Genomic DNA, 18,647 nt, shown 5'->3' with positions numbered 1-18,647 from the left:
AGGAGTGCAAAGTGATGCATATGCATATTTTTGAAGGAGCACGGCATCTTTCTAATAGTGAATGGGCTATTCGGGCTATTATAGCATACATATTTTTAATATTAGTTGCGAAAGCGATGGGGCAAAGGTCTATCGCACAACTTCGTTTTTTAGATGTTGTATTAGTGTTATTGCTTGGTGGGAATATTTCTAACGCATTGTCTGATGAAAAAGTAGGGTTACTGGGCTCGATGATTACAACGTTCATACTTGTTGTACTTCATATTATAAGCTCAGTTTTAATGCTGAAATGGGATAGATGGAGACGTTTTTTAGAGCCAGCACCTATTATTCTTATACATAATGGTTCCATTGATTTTAGCAATTTGAAAAAGGCGAGAATTACCGTGGAATATTTGTTTTCGGAACTTCGTATGCGAAATGTGAGCGATATTCAAACGATTAAATTAGCATTATGGGAAGCAAACGGTGTCGTTTCTATATTTCGGTATCCAGAATATGAAGCAGTTTCGCGGCTTGATCTTAAAGTGGCGGGAAAAAAATCTCCAGTTTCTTTTGTATTAGTAAAGGATGGGAGGATACAGAAAGATGTTCTTGCATTATTAGGAAAAACAGAAGCGTGGGCGAGAGAATTTCTAGAGGAGAGTACAGAAGTGGAATCTATTATGTTAGCTACAGTAGATGAATCACATAAAATAAATATTTTGTTAAAAAAATGAAAAATATACGCATTTTGTCGTTTCGAACATATGATACAATAGTGTGGACAACGAAAAAGGAGGCGATACGGTGGGATATGTAGAAGAATTACGAAAAATAGTTGGTCATCGCCCTTTAATTTTAGTTGGTGCTGTTGTACTCGTTATAAATGAAAATGGATATGTTTTATTGCAGCAGCGGACAGAGCCGTACGGAAAATGGGGGCTACCTGGCGGGCTAATGGAGCTTAGTGAATCACCAGAAGAAACAGCTTATCGTGAAGTATATGAAGAGACAGGAATAAAAGTGAAGAACTTGCGACTAATCAATGTATTTTCTGGAGCGAACTACTTTACAAAATTAGAAAACGGTGATGAATTTCAATCTGTAACAACCGCCTATTATACGGATGAATATGAAGGGGATTTTGTTATGAATAAAGAAGAAGCAGTTCAGCTTAAATTCTTTTCAGTAACAGAACTACCTGACTATATTGTAGGATCGCATAAAAAAATGATTGCTGAATATATGAAGATTATGGAAAAAAAGATATAATAATAGTGAAAGAAATACAAAAACACAGCTCTGGTTGGTAGTCCAGACGCATGATTTCATGTCAGTAACCTTCCCCTCCGGGATGTCCCGTATTTCTAATCTTTTAAAGGAGGGGCTGTCAATGGATTTGACAGTATATCACGATGGCCAATTTTTTGTTGGAATCATTACATGTAAAGAAAAAGGGAAATTGTATGGGGCGAGGTATATTTTTGGGGCGGAACCGTCAGATGAAGAAGTGCTTATGTTTGTGAATGGTTCACTTTTAGAGCATTTTCAGCACTTTGCAAAATGTGGTGTAGAAGTTAAAGAAAAACAGCGTTCTAAAAACATAAAGCGTATCATACGACAAGCAGCAAAAGAAACAACTATTAAACGTTTTACTAAGGCGCAAGAGGCGATTAGTTTATCTTATGAATTGCATAAACAAGAAAAGAAACTGCAGTCTAAAGAGAAGCGAGAAGCTGAAAAAGAAAGAAGACGTTTAATGAAAGTACAAAAAGCAAAGCAAAAACATCGTGGTCATTAAAGAAAAGGTGTTAGAGCAAGAGCTCTAACACCTTTTCTATACTTAAATACAAGTAAACTTACTTGTATTTCATAAACATTAACTGGTAAGATACAAATAGGTAGTTTTAGAGGAGGGAAAAGAGTGATTAATTTTAACTTTTTTATGAATGATGTTGTCCGCCAAGCGCGTGAAGAGATTGTCTCTGCTGGATATACAGAATTGACGACGCCGGAAGCGGTAGAAGAAGCGTTTAAAAGAAATGGAACAACACTTGTAATGGTAAACTCTGTATGTGGTTGTGCAGGTGGTATTGCTCGTCCTGCTGCTGCGCATTCCGTACATTATGATAAACGTCCTAACCACCTTGTAACGGTGTTTGCAGGTCAAGATAAAGAAGCGACAGCAAGAGCGCGTGAATATTTCGAAGGGTACCCACCTTCTTCTCCATCATTTGCTTTATTAAAAGATGGAAAAATTGTAACGATGGTAGAGCGTCATGAAATTGAAGGTCATGAACCGATGCAAGTTATTGCGAAACTACAATCATATTTCGAAGAGAATTGTGAAGAACTATAAAAAATAAGAGAAAAGGCGGCACGTCCACAATCAAGTGGATGTGCCGCCTTTTTTATTTATTATTAAAATTTCTGAGATATGCATAGTTGTGTTATTTTATGCATCATTTTATACATAACAAACAGCATTTATATTGTTTGATTATTTATTTTTATTTTATATATTGCATAAAAATAAAAGTGCTGATACAATACAAACATCGAATAAATATTCTATTAAACTTTTAAATATACATTATTAGGGGGAAGAAAGATGAAGAAGTTAGTATCAATATCGTTTGCACTTATTTTAATTGTAAGTATATTCAGCGCTTGTAGTAATGGGGAATCGAAAGAAACAAAAGGAAATAAAAAAGTACTCGTAATGGGAACTTCAGCAGATTATAAACCTTATGAATATGTAGATGCGTCAAAGAGCGATGAAATTATTGGCTTTGATGTTGATGTTGCTAAATATATCGGAAAAGAACTTGGGTATGAAGTGAAAGTGAAAGATATGGATTTTGGTGGTTTATTAGCATCTCTTAGTTCAGGAAAAGTTGATTTCGTAATGGCAGGTATGACGCCAACTGCAGAGCGTAAAAATAATGTTGATTTTACAGATATTTATTTTGTTGCGAAAAATATGATCGTTTCTAAAAAGGATTCTAACATTAAATCTGTAGAGGATTTAAAAGGGAAAAAAGTAGGGGTACAAACAGGGTCTATTCAAGAAGAGAAAGCTGCAGAATTTAAAAAACAAGTAGATTTCCAAGTTGAGGGACGTGACCGTATACCAGAAATCGTACAAGAAATTAAAGCTGGTCGTTTTGACGCTGCAATTATAGAAGATACAGTTGCTAAAAATTATTTAGAGAAAATGAAAGATTTACAAGGAATTGAAATTAAAGAAGCACCAGAAGAAGTTGGAGCAGCAATTGCCCTTCCGAAAAACAGTGATAAAACAGCTGAATTTAATAAAGTAATTAAAAAAATGCAAGAAAATGGAGAAATGGATAAATTAGTGAAGAAATGGTTTGGCAGCGGAAAATAAGCTGCCTTTCACTTTTCTGTGAGGGGAATGAAAAGAATGAACTTAGATTTTTCGGCGATTACGCCTTCGATACCATATATACTAAAAGGTTTAGAAGTTACTTTGAAAATTGTAGCAGTATCAGCTTTAGCAGGATTTATTTTAGGAACGCTATTAGCACTTTGTAAAATTGCTAGAATACGAGCATTAAATATAGCAGCAGATTTTTATACATCAATTTTTCGTGGTACACCCCTTGTATTGCAATTAATGATTATTTATTTCGGCGTCCCACAAATAATTGGTTATGAAATACCAGCATTCTTAGCTGCTGTACTTGCATTTAGCTTGAATTCAGGTGCATACATGTCAGAAGTAATTCGTGCTGGTATTCAAGCGGTTGATAAAGGACAAACAGAAGCAGCAATGGCTTTAGGGATACCGTACGGAAAAATGATGAGAAATATTATTTTCCCTCAAGCATTAAAAAATATATTACCAGCGCTTGTGAACGAATTTGCGACACTTACGAAAGAATCGGCTGTAGTAACAGTAATAGGCGCGACTGATTTAATGCGTCGTGCTTACATTGTAGGCGGTGAGACATTTAAATATCTTGAACCATTACTTTTTGTTGGACTGATTTATTATATGTTAGTCATTATTCTTACATTAGTCGGGAAGGCAATTGAAGGGAGAATGAAGAAAAGTGATTAAAATTGAAAACCTTCATAAATCATTTGGTAAAAACGAAGTATTAAAAGGAATTACAACAACAATTGAAAAAGGGGAAGTAGTCGCAATTATAGGGCCTTCTGGATCAGGAAAATCAACATTTTTACGTTGTATGAATATGTTAGAAGCACCAACGGATGGTCACATTTGGATTGGGACGGAAGAAGTAACGAATCCGAAAACGAATGTTATGCATGTTCGTGAAAATGTCGGTATGGTATTTCAGCATTTTCACTTATTTCCTCATATGACTGTATTAGAAAATATTACGTATGCTCCTATCAATGTAAAAGGGGTAACGAAGCAAGAAGCTGAAAAGAAAGCTGAGAAACTTTTAGAAAAGGTTGGATTAGTAGATAAAAAAGATACGTATCCAAATCGTCTTTCGGGAGGACAAAAGCAACGTGTAGCAATTGCAAGAGCGTTAGCGATGGAACCGGAAGTTATGTTATTTGATGAACCGACATCGGCGCTAGATCCAGAGATGGTGAAAGAAGTGTTAGAAGTTATGAAATCGTTAGTTACGACAGGAATGACGATGGCTATCGTTACACATGAAATGGGCTTTGCAAAAGAAGTGGCAGATCGTGTTCTTTTCTTGGACGGAGGAAAGCTTGTAGAAGATAGTGCGCCAGAAGAATTTTTTGCAGCGCCGAAAAGTGAACGTGCGCAACAATTTTTACAAAAAATATTGTAATATGAAAAGGTTATGTGAATAATAAGTAGAAAAGGATGACATTGTGTCATCCTTTTTTTATACTAGCTGTAAATACGTTTATACATATAGGAGTAATGATATGTTTAAAATTGGATATCGTACAGTAAAAACAGCAATAGGGACAGGTGCGGCAGTTTTTATTGCTCAGTTATTAGGGTTAGAATTTTATAGTTCAGCAGGCATTTTAGTTATTTTATGTGTACAAAATACGAAGCGCAAATCACTTCAAGTGTCGTTACATCGTTTTCTAGCGTGTGTATTATCAATGGCATTCGCGTTTTGTATTTTTGAAACGATTGGCTATACACCACTTGCAATTAGCATATTGTTGCTTACATTTATTCCGACTGCAGTAATGCTTAAAATTCAAGAAGGTATTGTCACGAGTTCAGTTATTGTTATGCATCTATATTCATTGAAGCAAATTACATGGCTTATAGTTGGAAATGAAATTGCTATATTAACGATAGGGATTAGCGTGGCGTTATTAGTAAATATGTATATGCCGAGTAGTGAAAATAAGCTAAAAGAGTATCAGGATAAAATAGAGAATAATTTTAAAACGATTTTGTTTGAAATGGTTGTGTATTTACGAAATCGAGAAAGTAGTTGGAGTGGAGCAGAACTCATTGAAACCGAGAATATGTTAAATGAAGCAAGAGATTTATCGTTTAAAAAACTTGAGAATGCATTTATGCGAGAAGATGATTATTACTATCGTTATTTTAATATGCGTATGCAACAATTCGAAATTTTAGAGCGAATGATACCACTAGCAGCTTCTTTATCGTGGACATATGAACAAGCTGACATGATTGCAGATGTTGTTGAAAACATTGGTAATGCTATTAGCCCTGAGAGTACTGGCGTTATTTCCTTAAGGCAGCTTCAAGAAATGAGGGGATTATTTAGAGACATGCCATTGCCAGCTACACGCGAAGAATTTGAGATACGTGCGAAACTTGTTCAACTTGTGTATGAAATGGAACAATATTTACTCATTAAAAGTCGCTTTAAGGGAAAGGATAATATAAAAGAACTTATATAGAAGGTAGGAATTATCTATGCCGTATCTTCTCTCTATCATATTATGTCTTTCTTTATCGCCGATTTGGCCTCTTGGGGATAATCCACGTGCCGGAGATACTTTTATTATTGTAAATAAAGCAACGAATAAATTAGCTTACATTGACGATGGAAAGATTCAAAAGGTTTTTCCAGTAGCGACAGGGAAAACGAATGAATTAACTCCAGAAGGAAATTTTGATGTTGTAATGAAAGCAAAGGATCCGTATTACATTGCGAAGGATATTCCAGGTGGATCGCCAAAAAATCCACTTGGGTCAAGGTGGATTGGATTTAATGCAAGAGGAACTGATGGAAGTAAATATGGAATACATGGAACAAACCAACCGAGTTCAATTGGAAAGTATATTTCACAAGGGTGTATAAGAATGAAGAAAAACGATGTGGAATATTTGTTTGATCGCATTCCAATTGGAACGAAAGTATGGATTGTGAAATCGAAAAAATCATTTCAGCAATTGGCAAAAGAAAAAGGAGCCGTTGCATATGAAAAAGCCAACGAAAAGGTTGGCTTTTTCTATTATAATAAGTTGTCTTGACATGTGTACATAACCGTGCGTTAATGAGAGTATAGAAAGATAAAATTAGATAAAGGGGTTGCTCATATGTACTTGAATCCAAAACTTTCGTATATGCAGTTTTTTATGGGATTTCTATTTGTTATTACATTCATATTGGCAACTTTTAATATATGTTCTTATCTTGTAGCAATTGTATGTATGGCATTACTTAATCTCACTTTTGTTATTGGGGCATTTCAGCAGAAACAATATACAAGTTTTGTAATAGCGCTTGTAATGTCATTTTCCTTTAGTATTGTAGCGATTGTGTTTTATATAAAATAAACCATCTCGATGTCGAGATGGTTTATTTTGTTATGTGTAAAAAGTAAAAAAAGGACGAACACATCGCCCTTTTTACCAAAACATACTCGCGCCAGCAAGTAATGTTGTTACAAGCATAGAAATTAGCATCACATAAACCATAACTTTTTGAGCTTTTTTATGCATCGTTATACCTCCTTGCAAATCAGTACAATTTCATTGTAACGAGAAATGAAATTATGGACAAGGGGAGAGTGAGGACAAAATTCGGGAGGGGATTGCAAAATATAACAGGAAATTTGAGAGTGTGTAGAGAATATAGTAAAAGGGTATATTGTTAATTTTTAGTTGGGCAAGCTGAAGAATGGAGATACGATGATGAAAATATACGAAACAGATCGTTTATACTTAAGGGAAATTGATGAGTCGTATGCTGAAACAGTTCTTCAATATTACGACAGAAATCGTGAATTTTTAAAAGCTTGGGAAGAGTATAGACCGGATGATTTTTTTACGCTAGATTATCAAAAGAAAAAGTTGCAAAAGGATAGAAAAGAGTTCGAAGAAGGGAAAATCATCAGACTATGGATTTTTAAAAAGGGTGATGATACGAAAATAATTGGGTGTATTTCATTTAATTTAATCGTTCGTGGCATTTATCAATCTTGTGTACTCAGTTATAAATTAGATAAAGCAGAGTTAAACAAAGGGTATACGACAGAAGCGCTTAGAAAAGCAATTCAAGTTGCTTTTGGGGAATTTCAGTTACATCGTATAGAAGCTCCGATTATGCCTCGTAATTTAGCATCTATACAAGTAGTAACGAAGATAGGTTTTCAATATGAAGGCGTGTCTAGGAAGATGTTAATGGTAAATGGCGTGTGGGAAGATCATATGCGCTGGGTATTGTTAAATGAGTAATAGAAAGCAGATGGTTATCTAGACATGTAAACCATCTGTTTTTTGTCTTGTATTTCGAAACTTTTGCGAAATTCTGTTATAATTAATAGTGTTACATACATAATGGTAGTGCAGGAGGCGCAGTCTTATGATTAATCAAGAACGTTTAGTAAATGAATTTATGGAATTAGTACAAGTAGATTCTGAAACGAAATTTGAAGCAGAAATCTGCAAAGTATTAACGAAGAAATTCACAGATTTAGGTGTAGAAGTATTTGAAGATGACACAATGGCTGTAACTGGTCATGGTGCAGGTAACTTAATTTGTACTTTACCAGCAACAAAAGATGGTGTTGATACAATTTACTTTACTTCTCATATGGATACAGTAGTTCCTGGTAATGGAATTAAGCCTTCTATTAAAGATGGATATATCGTATCAGATGGTACAACAATTTTAGGTGCGGATGATAAAGCTGGATTAGCATCAATGTTCGAAGCAATCCGTGTTTTAAAAGAGAAAAATATCCCTCATGGTAAAATTGAATTTATTATTACAGTCGGAGAAGAATCAGGTCTTGTTGGTGCAAAAGCATTAGACCGTGAGCGTATTACAGCGAAATATGGCTACGCATTAGATAGCGATGGAAAAGTTGGTGAAATCGTTGTTGCAGCTCCAACACAAGCGAAAGTGAACGCAATTATTCGCGGAAAAACAGCTCACGCTGGTGTAGCGCCGGAGAAAGGTGTATCTGCAATTACTATCGCAGCGAAAGCAATTGCGAAGATGCCACTTGGTCGCATTGACTCTGAAACGACTGCAAATATTGGACGTTTTGAAGGTGGTACACAAACGAATATCGTTTGCGATCATGTACAAATCTTTGCAGAAGCTCGTTCTTTAATCAATGAGAAAATGGAAGCACAAGTTGCGAAAATGAAAGAAGCATTTGAAACAACTGCAAAAGAAATGGGCGGGCATGCAGACGTTGAAGTAAACGTTATGTACCCAGGATTTAAATTTGCTGATGGCGATCACGTTGTAGAAGTTGCAAAACGTGCAGCTGAAAAAATTGGTCGTACACCTTCTCTTCACCAAAGTGGTGGCGGAAGTGATGCAAACGTAATTGCAGGACATGGTATCCCAACAGTTAACTTAGCAGTTGGTTATGAAGAAATTCATACAACAAACGAGAAGATTCCTGTTGAAGAATTAGCAAAAACAGCAGAATTAGTTGTTGCAATTATTGAAGAAGTAGCGAAGTAATGAAATAGAAAAAGCGTGTAAATCAATTGTGATTTACACGCTTTTTATTTTGATTCGATTGCTTTGACAAGACGTATAAGCCAATATAAGAAAACCTATGGAAGTATATACGTTGTTGCTACATGTACTAGACGAAGGAATAATCCTAACGTATTCATATTGAAAATCGGAAGTAGTAAATAATTAATTGCAATGATTAATATAACTACAAGGCATGTATAGTTGAGTTTATCCCGCTATTTGCCGGACAGTAAGCTCCCTACCTCAAAATTCTGCGAAAGTAAAGAAGTTAAGTGGGGGCCCTGCTGCCCGCAAAAACCCGATTGGTGAGGCTGATTAAAGTTTCACTTTATTAGTTGATCTCATCATAATCAGACCCTTTCACATATATATCCTCTTTATATCGATTATAAAAAAGAACAAGTAATTATTATAACTATTGTGCAAAATTTGATATAATGAAAGAACGAACGTTCTGATTAGGGAGTGAGTACTATGCGAGAAATGTATCCGAAAAATGGTCGTGTTATTTTACATGTAGATATGAATTGCTTTTTCGCATCTGTTGAAATTGCTCATGATCCATCATTACAAGGAAAGCCATTAGCGGTTGCTGGAAATGAAAAAGAGAGAAAAGGAATTATTATAACATGTAGTTATGAGGCGAGAGAATACGGAATACGTACGACGATGCCCCTTTGGGAAGCGAAAAGGTTATGCCCGCAATTAGTTGTAAGGCGTCCTAATTTTACATTATATCGCGAAGCTTCATTTCAAATGTTTCAAGTCCTTTCCCGTTTTACAGAAAAGATACAACCAGTCTCAATAGATGAAGGATATTTAGATATTACAGATTGCTACGCACTTGGTTCGCCTCTTGAAATAGCAAAGATGATTCAACAAGCACTATTAACAGAGTTGCAGCTTCCGTGTAGTATCGGAATTGCTCCAAATCTTTTCCTAGCAAAAACAGCTTCTGATATGAAAAAACCTCTCGGTATTACCGTACTTCGAAAACGTGATATTCCAGAAATGATTTGGACACTTCCAGTTGAAGCAATGCATGGGATTGGAGAAAAAACAGCTGAAAAATTAAATGAAATTCATATACATACAATTGAACAGTTAGCGAAGGGAGACGAGCATATCATTCGCGCTAAAATTGGGAAGCACGGTATTGATTTACAAAAGCGTGCAAAAGGTACGGATGATAGGGAAGTGGATCCGAGTCAAATGGGCCAACATAAAAGTGTCGGTAACTCGATGACTTTTTCAAAGGATATGGATGAAGAGAAAGAATTGCTTGATATGTTAGAACGTTTATCAAAATCAGTGAGTAAAAGATTACAAAAGCGAACCCTTGTCAGCTATAATATTCAAATTATGATTAAATACCATGATAGGCGAACAGTAACACGGAGTAAGCAATTGAAAAATGCAATTTGGGAAGAACGCGATATTTTTCAAGCAGCATCCCGTTTATGGAAGCAACATTGGGATGGTGATTCCGTTCGTTTACTAGGTGTTACAGCTACTGAAATAGAGTGGAAGACAGAATCGGTGAAACAATTAGATTTGTTTTCATTTGAAGAGGATGCGAAAAAAGAACCACTACTTGCTGTCATTGATCAAATTAATGATAAGTATGGAACACCGATTTTACAACGAGGTAGTCAACTACTACGTAAGCAAGAGAAGTCGTTTCAACAAAAGTTAGAAAATAAATTTATGTAGAAGGTGTCATGAAGTAGTAAAATCATGACACCTTTCCTATTATACAGGTACCAAGTGATACGAGAGCATTTGTCCGTAACCCAGCCATTCGGTGTCTCCATTGTCTTTCCATTCCAATGCAAGCTCCTACAATAATTGCGATAACTAATCTGAATACAATGTCGTACCATACCATCATGGTCACCTCCATATATAAATATGTGTTATGTTTTTTAGAATGAGCGGGGAATATCCACTCATTCTTATTTTTACAACCAGCTATGAAACTTTTTAATATAAAGCTTTTTTAGGAACTGTGTTAAAAAAGCGTAGCCTAATAGTATTCCTACTAACCAAGGGAAGTAGTTAAGTGGCAATGCTTGTAAACCAACGGCTGCACCAAGTGGTGAGAATGGAATATAAATCCCGATTGCCATAATAAGAGCGGTTAATAAAACGACTGGTGTTGATGCAGTGCTTTGAATAAATGGAATCTTTTGTGTTCTTATCATGTGAACAATTAAAGTTTGTGTTAACAATCCAACGACAAACCAACCGGACTGGAATAATGATTGCTCGCTCGGTGTATTTGCACCAAATACATTCCACATGACTACGTATGTGATAATATCAAATACGGAACTAATTGGGCCGATAGAAATAATGAAGCTTCGTAAGTTTGCAGTATCCCATTTTCGTGGTTTTTCTAGAAACTCTTTATCCATTTTGTCCCATGGAATAGAAAGTTGTGAAATATCATAAAGTAAGTTTTGAATTAAAAGATGAATGGCAAGCATCGGTAAAAAAGGAATGAAAGCACTTGCTACTAACACGCTAAACACATTACCGAAGTTAGAGCTAGCTGTCATCTTAATATATTTTAAAATATTTCCGAATGTAGTACGTCCTTCTAAAATACCTGCTTCTAATATAGTTAAACTTTTTTCGAGTAGAATAATATCGGAAGCTTCTTTCGCAATATCAGTAGCAGTATTAACAGATATTCCGACATCAGCTTCACGTAATGCTACAGCATCGTTAATGCCGTCTCCCATGTAACCTACAGTGTGTCCATTTCCTTGTAATGCGTGTATAATACGAGATTTTTGCATTGGATTAAGCTTCGCAAATACAGTCGTTTCTTCAGCAAGTTTTGCTAATGCTTTATCTGGTAAAGAATCAATCTCGTAACCGAGGATTGGTTCGCCGATATCTAATCCAACTTCTTTACAAACCTTTCTTGTAACAATTTCGTTATCGCCAGTTAAAATTTTCACTTGTACACCATGTTTTTGTAATGCTTGAATTGCAGCTGCTGCAGATGGTTTCGGTGGATCTAAAAAGCCGATATATCCACTGAGAATCATATCAGTTTCGTCTTTTACTGCGTACTCTGTATCATTTATTCTTCTATCTTTTTTATAAGCCACAGCAATAACTCGCATACCTTCACTATTTAGTGTCTCACTTAGTTTTTTGACATTTGAACGTATTTCCTCGGTGAGTGGAACGATTTTTTCATCCACTTCAGTGTAGTTACAAATTGATAAAATTTCTTCTACGGCAGCTTTACAAACCATTGTATGTTCACCTGAAATATCCTTTACAATAACTGACATACGCCGGCGGGCGAAATCGAATGGAATTTCATCTAGCTTTTGAAAAGCTGATGGATTAAATTTATTGTTTTCCTCTGTATGCTTAATAACAGCTTTATCTATTAAATTTTTCAATCCAGTTTGATAGAAACTATTTAAATAGGCAAATTGCAAGACGCGATTGCATTCATTTCCCTTGGGATCTAAGTGACGAACAAGGACCACTTTATCTTCTGTTAAAGTTCCGGTTTTATCTGTACAAAGAATGTTCATAGCACCTAAGTTTTGAATAGAATTTAGCTGTTTTACAATTACTTTTTGTTTAGACATGTTAACGGCACCTTTAGCTAAATTAGCAGTTACAATCATTGGTAACATTTCAGGTGTAAGGCCAACAGCAACGGCAATAGCGAAGAAGAAAGCTTCTTGCCAATCTCCTTTTGTGAATCCATTAATGAGAAGGACAATAGGTGCCATAATAAGCATGAATGTAATTAAGAGCCAGCTTACTTTGTTTACACCTTTATCAAAGCTTGTTTCTACACGCTTTCCAATTACCTTATTTGCTAAAGAGCCGAAATACGTATCGGTACTTGTTGAGATGACAACAGCTTTTGCGCTGCCACTTACAATATTTGTTCCCATGAAACAAAGGTTTTCCATATCGAGTGGATTGTAATTTTTTTTCATGTTTTTCGGTAAGATATGCTTATTTTCTGTATGGTAGCAGTGTTCGTATTTTTCTACAGGAAGTGCTTCCCCTGTCAAAGAAGATTGATTAACAAATAAATCTTTAGCGGATACAACACGCACATCAGCTGGAACGATATCACCAGCTGAAAGGGAAATAATATCGCCAGGTACAAGTTCCTCAATTGGAATTTCTGTTGTGTAATTTCGGTTTAAATTCTTTACATTTTTTGTTTCATGTACAAATCCATTTATTCTAAATACGCTCGCAGTTGTTCGAACCATAGCTTTTAACTTATCGGCAGCTTTTTGAGAACGAAATTCTTGGGAGAACCGAATCGTTGCACTAAGTAGGACCATTACAGATACGACAATCGTTCCTTGCATATCATCTGTGAAAAAGGAGAGTGCTCCAAGAGCTAATAAAACGAAAATAAATGGATTTTTAAATGCCAATAGAAATTGAATGTACCACGGCGCCATTTTATTATGAGCTATTTCATTCGGACCGTATAAAGAAAGTCTACGAGACGCTTCTTGTTTAGATAATCCATCTTGTGTTGTTTCTAAAAGTTTTAACGCAGAGCTTACATCTTGTGTTGCAACCTCCACTAATAATTCGTTATTTGTTTTCATGCTATCTTGCTCATAAGCATGCTTTGTTTCTTGTCTTTGTAAATTAAACATCGGTAGTTCCTCCTCTGTCATGAAGGAGGAAACAATCTGTTACCTAACTATTTGAAATGGTGAGGAACAGTTTCTTTCCTACCTACATGATGAAATATGAATGTAAAACGTATGGGTATCTGGGCCGAATCATCAATTGCCAACTGTTCCTCACCTCCGTACAATTTAGTAGTTTCTGAATATGCTATGTTTGTTTCATAGTAAGGTGCATATAGACGTAAAAAGACCTTTACTCAAAACGAGTAAAGGTCTGAATTCGCAGTTAAAAGAGTCCACAACAAAGACTGTTAGTAGATATAAATAAAAACAGTTTTTGTGTATGACAAAATACATGCACCTCTCCCTCGTTGAGTTTTAGCACTGTATAGCATAGGTACTGAAACCAGCTACGTTAAAAAAGGCCTTCATTCCGACCTTTCCTGTTGACCCATTGGCGTCTCTCGACATTTTTGGGCAGCAGCGTTTCTCTATACAGGAGCCTCACCTAACAGAGACCATATTCAATTACATGTTGATGTTAGCACTGTAAAATCTTAGTGTCAATATCTTTTTTATCTGTGTTTTTAAAATATTAAATGGATTTATAATAGATATATGGGATGAAATGCATGATATTGATTATAAATAATATGGAAAATAAATATTTTTATAAAAGGGGAATTTGTAATGGTACCACAAAATTTTATTATAAATATTGAGAATCAAAAATGGTTGTTTAATGAGCAGGAAGATTTATGTTCTCATGGAGAAATATATTTAAATATGGCTGGAACGATTATTACGCAGGCAGGTATGGATGAGGAATGGGGAATAAGTGAATCAGCTTTAGCTTTGTTACGAACTTTAGATAAAGAATATATTTGTGATATTGAAAATGAAGAGGGGCTTATTTTGCACGGATGTGGCACTATGCTAATGTTAGGATGCCCAATTTCAATTCATTGGACTATAAACCATATAGGTAAAAACGTGATTTTAAAGGACTTTGTCAAAGTTATTTCTACTGATCAAAAGGCTATATACTATGAAGGACTTCATATAGAATTGAATGAAAATGAATATAGAAGACAAATTGTTTCTTTTGCACTACAAGCAAAAGAATTATTTAATAAATCAAGTGAAAAGATAATTTCAAATGAGTTTGAGCGAAGTATGTATACCGACTTTTGGACGGAATATGATCATTTGTTAAATAAGTATAAATAAAAAAGCACTGTAACCAGTGCTTTTTTATTATAGATTACGAGATTGTAGGGTTTTCAAAAATAACAATTTCTGAACTGTTTGTAGTTGAAACACGTTGGGCGTAATATGTTAAAGCTGAAGAAATATATGCTGGTAACGTATCATTTGTATGTGATGTTGTATATTCATGGATTAATTCCTTTAAAGTTGTCCATTCTAATTGTGCTGGGTGATCAGACACGAAAGAACTTACCCAGCGATCAAATGAAGATGAAAAATCAGTTTGTAAACGAAATACTTCTTTCATAATAAAACGCTCCCTTAAAATGTAGTATAATCATTTTACCATAAAACACGAACAATGGCTAAATTTTTTAAGTATAACGTTCGTGTTATATAGTTGTCTAGATGATTGGTTATGTAAATTCAATTTGCCATTTGAAATAACATTCCGTAAGATGAGAGATAGAGTATATTTAGAGCTGGAGGAAAGAAAGTGGAATTTGTATTTTTAGGAACTGGTGCAGGTGTTCCTTCAAAAGGAAGGAACGTTTCAGCAATTGCTTTACAATTGTTAGAAGAACGAGGACAAACTTGGTTATTTGATTGTGGCGAGGCCACGCAACATCAAATATTACATACATCTGTACGTCCGCGCCGCATTGAAAAAATATTTATTACGCATTTACATGGCGATCATATTTTTGGATTGCCTGGTTTATTAGGTAGCCGTTCATTTCAAGGAGGAACTACGCCTTTAACGGTGTATGGACCGAAAGGAATTAAACAATTTATTGAAGTGGCATTATCGGTAAGTACGACACATGTGAAATATCCACTTGAAGTTGTGGAGATAACAGAAGAAGGTACCGTATTTGAAGATAATGAATTTTATGTAGAAACGAAAAGATTGTCACACGGTATAGAATGTTTTGGATATCGTATTGTAGAGAAAGATATACAAGGTGCTCTTTTAGTTGATAAGTTGCTTGAGATGGGTGTGAAACCAGGTCCAATCTTTAAACGTTTAAAAGATGGTGAAGCAGTTGAATTAGAGGATGGCACGATATTAAATGGAAATGAGTTTATCGGCCCACCTCAAAAAGGAAGAATTATTACTATCTTAGGTGATACGCGATATTGCGAAGCGAGTAGGGAGCTTGCGCAAGATGCAGATGTACTTGTCCATGAAGCGACTTTCGCAGCAGAAGATGAGCAACAAGCGTATGATTATTTTCATTCTACATCTAAGCAAGCTGCGAGCATTGCACTTCAGGCAAATGCGAAGCGACTAATATTAACTCACATTAGTTCTCGCTATCAAGGAGATACATATAAGGAATTATTGAAAGAGGCTAGAGAGTTGTTTTCTAATACAGAAATAGCGACGGATTTGAAATCATTCCCAGTAGAAAAATGATAATTTTATAAAAAATGGTAACGGCGGGTTACCATTTTTTTATGTCTAAAAAAATTTAAAAATAAAACTGTTATTATTTTATACTTATACTTGGATGATACAGAAAATTAGGATGGTTTGAATATATAGGATAAAAATACGAAATAATGATTATTTAGAAAAACTGTTATATAAGTCAGATGACATACAAGTGATACAAATAGCAGAAATGGACTTTTATTCAGAACTTTTAAAATTCAACAAAAGTAAGCGTTTTATAAAAAACAAGCTATAATGAGGGCAGATTATAATTTATGATAAGTCACATGTATTTTAGTCATTATCGTAACAAGTGAAGTTGACTAAATCATGAGAGAGTAACACGAGAATTATAATAGGAAAGATATTACTATTATTTGTCATAAGTCTTTTTCACTTTTTAGCTAAACGATATGATTAGCGAGTGTATCTATTGCAAGTTCCTTAGTAGAAGCTTTTTATTAATAAGGTGGTGGAGATTTAATTGGTACACCACTCTTTAAAAGAGTTCAGAACATCAGCAGGTAGTCTAGGCGGAATAGCGGGTGCAAATTTAGTTGCATTAGCAATGGTTATATCACTTGTTTATGCTATGCTTGCAATGGCTTCTGTGTTAAACTTTGGATTGCTACCAGACTTTATTGTGGATTATCTTATATCATTTTTTAATAAAAATAATACTAAGAATTTTATGTATTATGATAACTGGCATTATTTCAGGTTATATTGGATTACTTTTATTCAAAAACTATCCAATTCGTACAGCAGAACAAATTCGTGGTACAACTTGAAAAGCGACAGATGTAGCAGCTTAATAGAATAGTAGAATAAATTTTTTCATAGAGGTTTAGGGGGAGTTATGATGAAGTATCGCTCAGTATTTGATATTATCGGTCCAGTTATGATTGGACCATCAAGTTCACATACAGCAGGCGCGGCAAGAATGGGGCAAGTTGCTCGCCAGCTGTTTCGTCATGAACCAGAAAGAGTAAGCATTTCATTATATGGATCATTTGCAAAGACGTATCGTGGGCATGGTACGGATGTAGCGCTAATAGGTGGGATATTAGGATTTGAAACAGATGACTTACGTATTCCAGAGGCGCTAGAAATAGCAAAAGAGCGCGAAATTGAAGTAGAATTCATTGAAGAAGATGCCAATGCACCTCACCCAAATACAGCGAGAATTCGTTTGTATAAAGGTGAAGATGAAATTGAAGTTGTTGCTTGCTCAATTGGTGGCGGTAAAATTGAAGTTGTAGAATTAAACGGATTCGATCTTCAATTATCAGGCACGAGCCCAGCACTACTTATTGTAAATAACGATCGCTTCGGTGCTATTGCAGCGGTAGCTTCAATCCTTGCGAAACATGAGATTAACATTAGTACAATGAGTGTATCTCGTAAAGAAAAAGGAAGAAGAGCGCTTATGGTCATCGAAACAGATGAATTATTAGCAGATGAAGTAATTGAAGAAATAAAAGCGCAACAAAATATTTGTCAAGTAACTATTATGGAATAATTGCAGGGGGGACACACCATGTTTCGGAACGCAGCGGAACTAGTGGCGCAAGCTAAAGAACAAAATGTAAAAATCGCAGAAATTATGATTCAATGTGAAATGGAAACAAGAAGTATTTCACGTGAAGAAGTAATTGCTGGTATGGAAAAGAACTTAGTCGTGATGGAGCAAGCAGTAGAACGTGGTATTCGCGGCGTGAAATCACCAACTGGTTTAACTGGTGGAGATGCTGTAAAAGTTCAAGCGTATATGAAGAGTGGAAAAGGCTTATCTGGAGATACGATTTTGGATGCAGTAAGCAAAGCTGTTGCAACAAATGAAGTAAACGCAGCGATGGGAATTATTTGTGCAACACCAACAGCAGGGTCTGCTGGAACAGTGCCAGGTGTACTATTTGCACTAAGAGAAAAATTGCAGCCTACACGTGAAGAAATGATTGAATTCTTATTTACAGCAGGAGCTTTCGGTATGGTTGTTGCGAATAACGCTTGTATTTCTGGTGCGGCAGGAGGATGCCAAGCTGAAGTTGGTTCAGCAAGTGGAATGGCGGCTGCAGCTGCAGTTGAGATGGCTGGTGGAACACAAGATCAAGCAGCTACAGCGATGGCAATTTCATTAAAGAACATGCTTGGTTTAGTGTGTGATCCTGTTGCAGGACTTGTAGAAGTACCTTGTGTAAAACGTAATGCAGCAGGAGCTGCAAATGCGATGATCTCAGCAGATTTAGCATTAGCTGGTGTAACGAGTACAATTCCATGTGATGAAGTAATTGAGGCAATGTTTAGAATCGGACAAACGATGCCAGTAGCACTTCGTGAAACAGCAGAAGGTGGACTTGCAGCAACGCCGACTGGTCGTCGCCTGCAAGAAGAGATTTTTGGGAAGAACAATAACTAAGTGTAATTATAGAAAAAGGAGCTCAAATAAACTTG

General features: G+C 35.6%; 21 protein-coding genes, 1 pseudogene and 1 riboswitch. Of the genes and pseudogenes, 18 read left to right on the top strand and 4 right to left on the bottom strand.

From position 1 onward, the window contains the following. The first annotated feature begins 14 nt into the window (after window positions 1-14). The 10 genes from EBQ15_RS01350 (at window position 15) to EBQ15_RS01305 (ending at window position 6,736) form a co-directional block, all read left to right on the top strand. Complete coding sequence (locus EBQ15_RS01350; RefSeq protein ID WP_000550953.1) at window positions 15-719, top strand: DUF421 domain-containing protein; 705 nt, start codon at window positions 15-17, stop codon at window positions 717-719. Between the two features lie 70 nt (window positions 720-789). Then, the gene (locus EBQ15_RS01345) at window positions 790-1,254 is read left to right on the top strand and encodes an NUDIX hydrolase (RefSeq protein WP_000542555.1); all 465 of its coding nucleotides are present in this window, start codon (window positions 790-792) and stop codon (window positions 1,252-1,254) included. A 121-nt stretch (window positions 1,255-1,375) separates the two neighbouring features. Further along, complete coding sequence (locus tag EBQ15_RS01340) at window positions 1,376-1,783, top strand: YjdF family protein (RefSeq protein ID WP_000366586.1); 408 nt, start codon at window positions 1,376-1,378, stop codon at window positions 1,781-1,783. Window positions 1,784-1,927: 144 nt separating this feature from the next. Beyond that, complete coding sequence (locus EBQ15_RS01335) at window positions 1,928-2,341, top strand: BrxA/BrxB family bacilliredoxin (RefSeq protein ID WP_001979317.1); 414 nt, start codon at window positions 1,928-1,930, stop codon at window positions 2,339-2,341. A gap of 252 nt (window positions 2,342-2,593) precedes the next feature. Continuing rightward, window positions 2,594-3,373 (top strand): transporter substrate-binding domain-containing protein, encoded by a 780-nt coding sequence (locus EBQ15_RS01330; protein ID WP_000737671.1) that lies wholly within the window; start codon window positions 2,594-2,596, stop codon window positions 3,371-3,373. Between the two features lie 36 nt (window positions 3,374-3,409). Beyond that, complete coding sequence (locus EBQ15_RS01325) at window positions 3,410-4,069, top strand: amino acid ABC transporter permease (RefSeq protein WP_001046915.1); 660 nt, start codon at window positions 3,410-3,412, stop codon at window positions 4,067-4,069. Continuing rightward, on the top strand, window positions 4,062-4,784 hold the full coding sequence (locus tag EBQ15_RS01320) for an amino acid ABC transporter ATP-binding protein (protein WP_000590202.1): 723 nt from the start codon (window positions 4,062-4,064) through the stop codon (window positions 4,782-4,784). Before EBQ15_RS01325 ends, EBQ15_RS01320 begins: the two co-directional genes overlap by 8 nt. Window positions 4,785-4,884: 100 nt before the next feature. After that, a complete protein-coding gene (locus EBQ15_RS01315) occupies window positions 4,885-5,853 on the top strand; it encodes an aromatic acid exporter family protein (RefSeq protein WP_000472666.1) in 969 nt (322 codons plus the stop codon). Between the two features lie 16 nt (window positions 5,854-5,869). Then, window positions 5,870-6,430: a L,D-transpeptidase gene (locus EBQ15_RS01310; RefSeq protein ID WP_001146570.1), complete on the top strand. Its 561-nt coding sequence runs from the start codon at window positions 5,870-5,872 to the stop codon at window positions 6,428-6,430. A 66-nt stretch (window positions 6,431-6,496) separates the two neighbouring features. Beyond that, window positions 6,497-6,736: a DUF3894 domain-containing protein gene (locus EBQ15_RS01305; RefSeq protein WP_000281167.1), complete on the top strand. Its 240-nt coding sequence runs from the start codon at window positions 6,497-6,499 to the stop codon at window positions 6,734-6,736. A 72-nt stretch (window positions 6,737-6,808) separates the two neighbouring features. Here EBQ15_RS01305 and prli42 read toward each other — a convergent pair whose 3' ends face one another. Beyond that, window positions 6,809-6,901 carry a stressosome-associated protein Prli42 gene (prli42, locus tag EBQ15_RS30995; RefSeq protein ID WP_000549040.1) on the bottom strand — a complete coding sequence of 31 codons (93 nt, stop codon included), beginning with the start codon at window positions 6,899-6,901 and terminating at the stop codon, window positions 6,809-6,811. A gap of 189 nt (window positions 6,902-7,090) precedes the next feature. Here prli42 and EBQ15_RS01300 point away from each other — a divergent pair, with 189 nt between their 5' ends. The 3 genes from EBQ15_RS01300 to EBQ15_RS01290 all read left to right on the top strand — a co-directional run bounded on the left by EBQ15_RS01300 (window position 7,091) and on the right by EBQ15_RS01290 (window position 10,616). Then, window positions 7,091-7,636, top strand: coding sequence for a GNAT family N-acetyltransferase (locus EBQ15_RS01300; protein ID WP_001987197.1), 546 nt, complete (start codon window positions 7,091-7,093; stop codon window positions 7,634-7,636). A 127-nt stretch (window positions 7,637-7,763) separates the two neighbouring features. Beyond that, a complete protein-coding gene (locus EBQ15_RS01295) occupies window positions 7,764-8,882 on the top strand; it encodes a tripeptidase T (protein WP_000609803.1) in 1,119 nt (372 codons plus the stop codon). Window positions 8,883-9,377: 495 nt separating this feature from the next. After that, the gene (locus EBQ15_RS01290; RefSeq protein WP_001208860.1) at window positions 9,378-10,616 is read left to right on the top strand and encodes a DNA polymerase IV; all 1,239 of its coding nucleotides are present in this window, start codon (window positions 9,378-9,380) and stop codon (window positions 10,614-10,616) included. Between the two features lie 40 nt (window positions 10,617-10,656). Here the strand turns inward: EBQ15_RS01290 and EBQ15_RS01285 are convergent. Together EBQ15_RS01285 and mgtA are read right to left on the bottom strand one after the other, a co-directional pair. Further along, window positions 10,657-10,791 (bottom strand): annotated as a pseudogene (locus EBQ15_RS01285) (MgtC/SapB family protein); the annotation flags it as partial. A 73-nt stretch (window positions 10,792-10,864) separates the two neighbouring features. After that, a complete protein-coding gene (gene mgtA, locus EBQ15_RS01280; protein ID WP_000482688.1) occupies window positions 10,865-13,570 on the bottom strand; it encodes a magnesium-translocating P-type ATPase in 2,706 nt (901 codons plus the stop codon). A 331-nt stretch (window positions 13,571-13,901) separates the two neighbouring features. Beyond that, window positions 13,902-14,069, bottom strand: a riboswitch (M-box (ykoK) riboswitch). A 167-nt stretch (window positions 14,070-14,236) separates the two neighbouring features. Here mgtA and EBQ15_RS01275 point away from each other — a divergent pair. Continuing rightward, window positions 14,237-14,776 carry a hypothetical protein gene (locus tag EBQ15_RS01275; protein WP_000249057.1) on the top strand — a complete coding sequence of 180 codons (540 nt, stop codon included), beginning with the start codon at window positions 14,237-14,239 and terminating at the stop codon, window positions 14,774-14,776. A 34-nt stretch (window positions 14,777-14,810) separates the two neighbouring features. Here the strand turns inward: EBQ15_RS01275 and EBQ15_RS01270 are convergent, their stop codons facing one another. Continuing rightward, complete coding sequence (locus tag EBQ15_RS01270) at window positions 14,811-15,062, bottom strand: DUF3932 family protein (protein ID WP_000665709.1); 252 nt, start codon at window positions 15,060-15,062, stop codon at window positions 14,811-14,813. A gap of 189 nt (window positions 15,063-15,251) precedes the next feature. On the opposite strand from EBQ15_RS01270, the gene rnz reads away from it, so the two are divergent. From rnz to sdaAA, 4 genes are all read left to right on the top strand, one after another. Continuing rightward, entirely contained in the window at window positions 15,252-16,175 is a 924-nt protein-coding gene (rnz, locus tag EBQ15_RS01265) for a ribonuclease Z (protein ID WP_000397453.1), read from the top strand. A 556-nt stretch (window positions 16,176-16,731) separates the two neighbouring features. Next, window positions 16,732-17,016 carry a hypothetical protein gene (locus tag EBQ15_RS01260; protein WP_044585103.1) on the top strand — a complete coding sequence of 95 codons (285 nt, stop codon included), beginning with the start codon at window positions 16,732-16,734 and terminating at the stop codon, window positions 17,014-17,016. Between the two features lie 39 nt (window positions 17,017-17,055). Further along, window positions 17,056-17,715 carry an L-serine ammonia-lyase, iron-sulfur-dependent subunit beta gene (gene sdaAB / locus EBQ15_RS01255; RefSeq protein ID WP_000877445.1) on the top strand — a complete coding sequence of 220 codons (660 nt, stop codon included), beginning with the start codon at window positions 17,056-17,058 and terminating at the stop codon, window positions 17,713-17,715. Between the two features lie 18 nt (window positions 17,716-17,733). Beyond that, the gene (sdaAA, locus tag EBQ15_RS01250; protein WP_000489461.1) at window positions 17,734-18,612 is read left to right on the top strand and encodes an L-serine ammonia-lyase, iron-sulfur-dependent, subunit alpha; all 879 of its coding nucleotides are present in this window, start codon (window positions 17,734-17,736) and stop codon (window positions 18,610-18,612) included. The last annotated feature ends 35 nt before the right edge of the window (window positions 18,613-18,647 follow it).

Origin of the sequence: Bacillus sp. 2D03 (genome assembly GCF_003946765.1) — a bacterium.
Classification (GTDB): Bacteria; Bacillota; Bacilli; order Bacillales; family Bacillaceae_G; genus Bacillus_A; species Bacillus_A cereus.
Note: the sequence above shows the minus strand (reverse complement) of the source record. Positions and strands in the feature narration are given on the sequence as shown.

Bases quoted from the DNA above. Each gene is read 5' to 3' on its own strand.
- EBQ15_RS01350 (WP_000550953.1), top strand. From the start codon at position 15: ATGCATATGCATATTTTTGAAGGAGCACGGCATCTTTCTAATAGTGAA.
- EBQ15_RS01340 (WP_000366586.1), top strand. From the start codon at position 1,376: ATGGATTTGACAGTATATCACGATGGCCAATTTTTTGTTGGAATCATT.
- EBQ15_RS01335 (WP_001979317.1), top strand. From the start codon at position 1,928: ATGAATGATGTTGTCCGCCAAGCGCGTGAAGAGATTGTCTCTGCTGGA.
- EBQ15_RS01330 (WP_000737671.1), top strand. From the start codon at position 2,594: ATGAAGAAGTTAGTATCAATATCGTTTGCACTTATTTTAATTGTAAGT.
- EBQ15_RS01325 (WP_001046915.1), top strand. From the start codon at position 3,410: ATGAACTTAGATTTTTCGGCGATTACGCCTTCGATACCATATATACTA.
- EBQ15_RS01315 (WP_000472666.1), top strand. From the start codon at position 4,885: ATGTTTAAAATTGGATATCGTACAGTAAAAACAGCAATAGGGACAGGT.
- EBQ15_RS01310 (WP_001146570.1), top strand. From the start codon at position 5,870: ATGCCGTATCTTCTCTCTATCATATTATGTCTTTCTTTATCGCCGATT.
- EBQ15_RS01305 (WP_000281167.1), top strand. From the start codon at position 6,497: ATGTACTTGAATCCAAAACTTTCGTATATGCAGTTTTTTATGGGATTT.
- prli42 (WP_000549040.1), bottom strand. From the start codon at position 6,901: ATGCATAAAAAAGCTCAAAAAGTTATGGTTTATGTGATGCTAATTTCT.
- EBQ15_RS01300 (WP_001987197.1), top strand. From the start codon at position 7,091: ATGATGAAAATATACGAAACAGATCGTTTATACTTAAGGGAAATTGAT.
- EBQ15_RS01295 (WP_000609803.1), top strand. From the start codon at position 7,764: ATGATTAATCAAGAACGTTTAGTAAATGAATTTATGGAATTAGTACAA.
- EBQ15_RS01290 (WP_001208860.1), top strand. From the start codon at position 9,378: ATGCGAGAAATGTATCCGAAAAATGGTCGTGTTATTTTACATGTAGAT.
- mgtA (WP_000482688.1), bottom strand. From the start codon at position 13,570: ATGTTTAATTTACAAAGACAAGAAACAAAGCATGCTTATGAGCAAGAT.
- EBQ15_RS01275 (WP_000249057.1), top strand. From the start codon at position 14,237: ATGGTACCACAAAATTTTATTATAAATATTGAGAATCAAAAATGGTTG.
- EBQ15_RS01270 (WP_000665709.1), bottom strand. From the start codon at position 15,062: ATGAAAGAAGTATTTCGTTTACAAACTGATTTTTCATCTTCATTTGAT.
- sdaAB (WP_000877445.1), top strand. From the start codon at position 17,056: ATGAAGTATCGCTCAGTATTTGATATTATCGGTCCAGTTATGATTGGA.
- sdaAA (WP_000489461.1), top strand. From the start codon at position 17,734: ATGTTTCGGAACGCAGCGGAACTAGTGGCGCAAGCTAAAGAACAAAAT.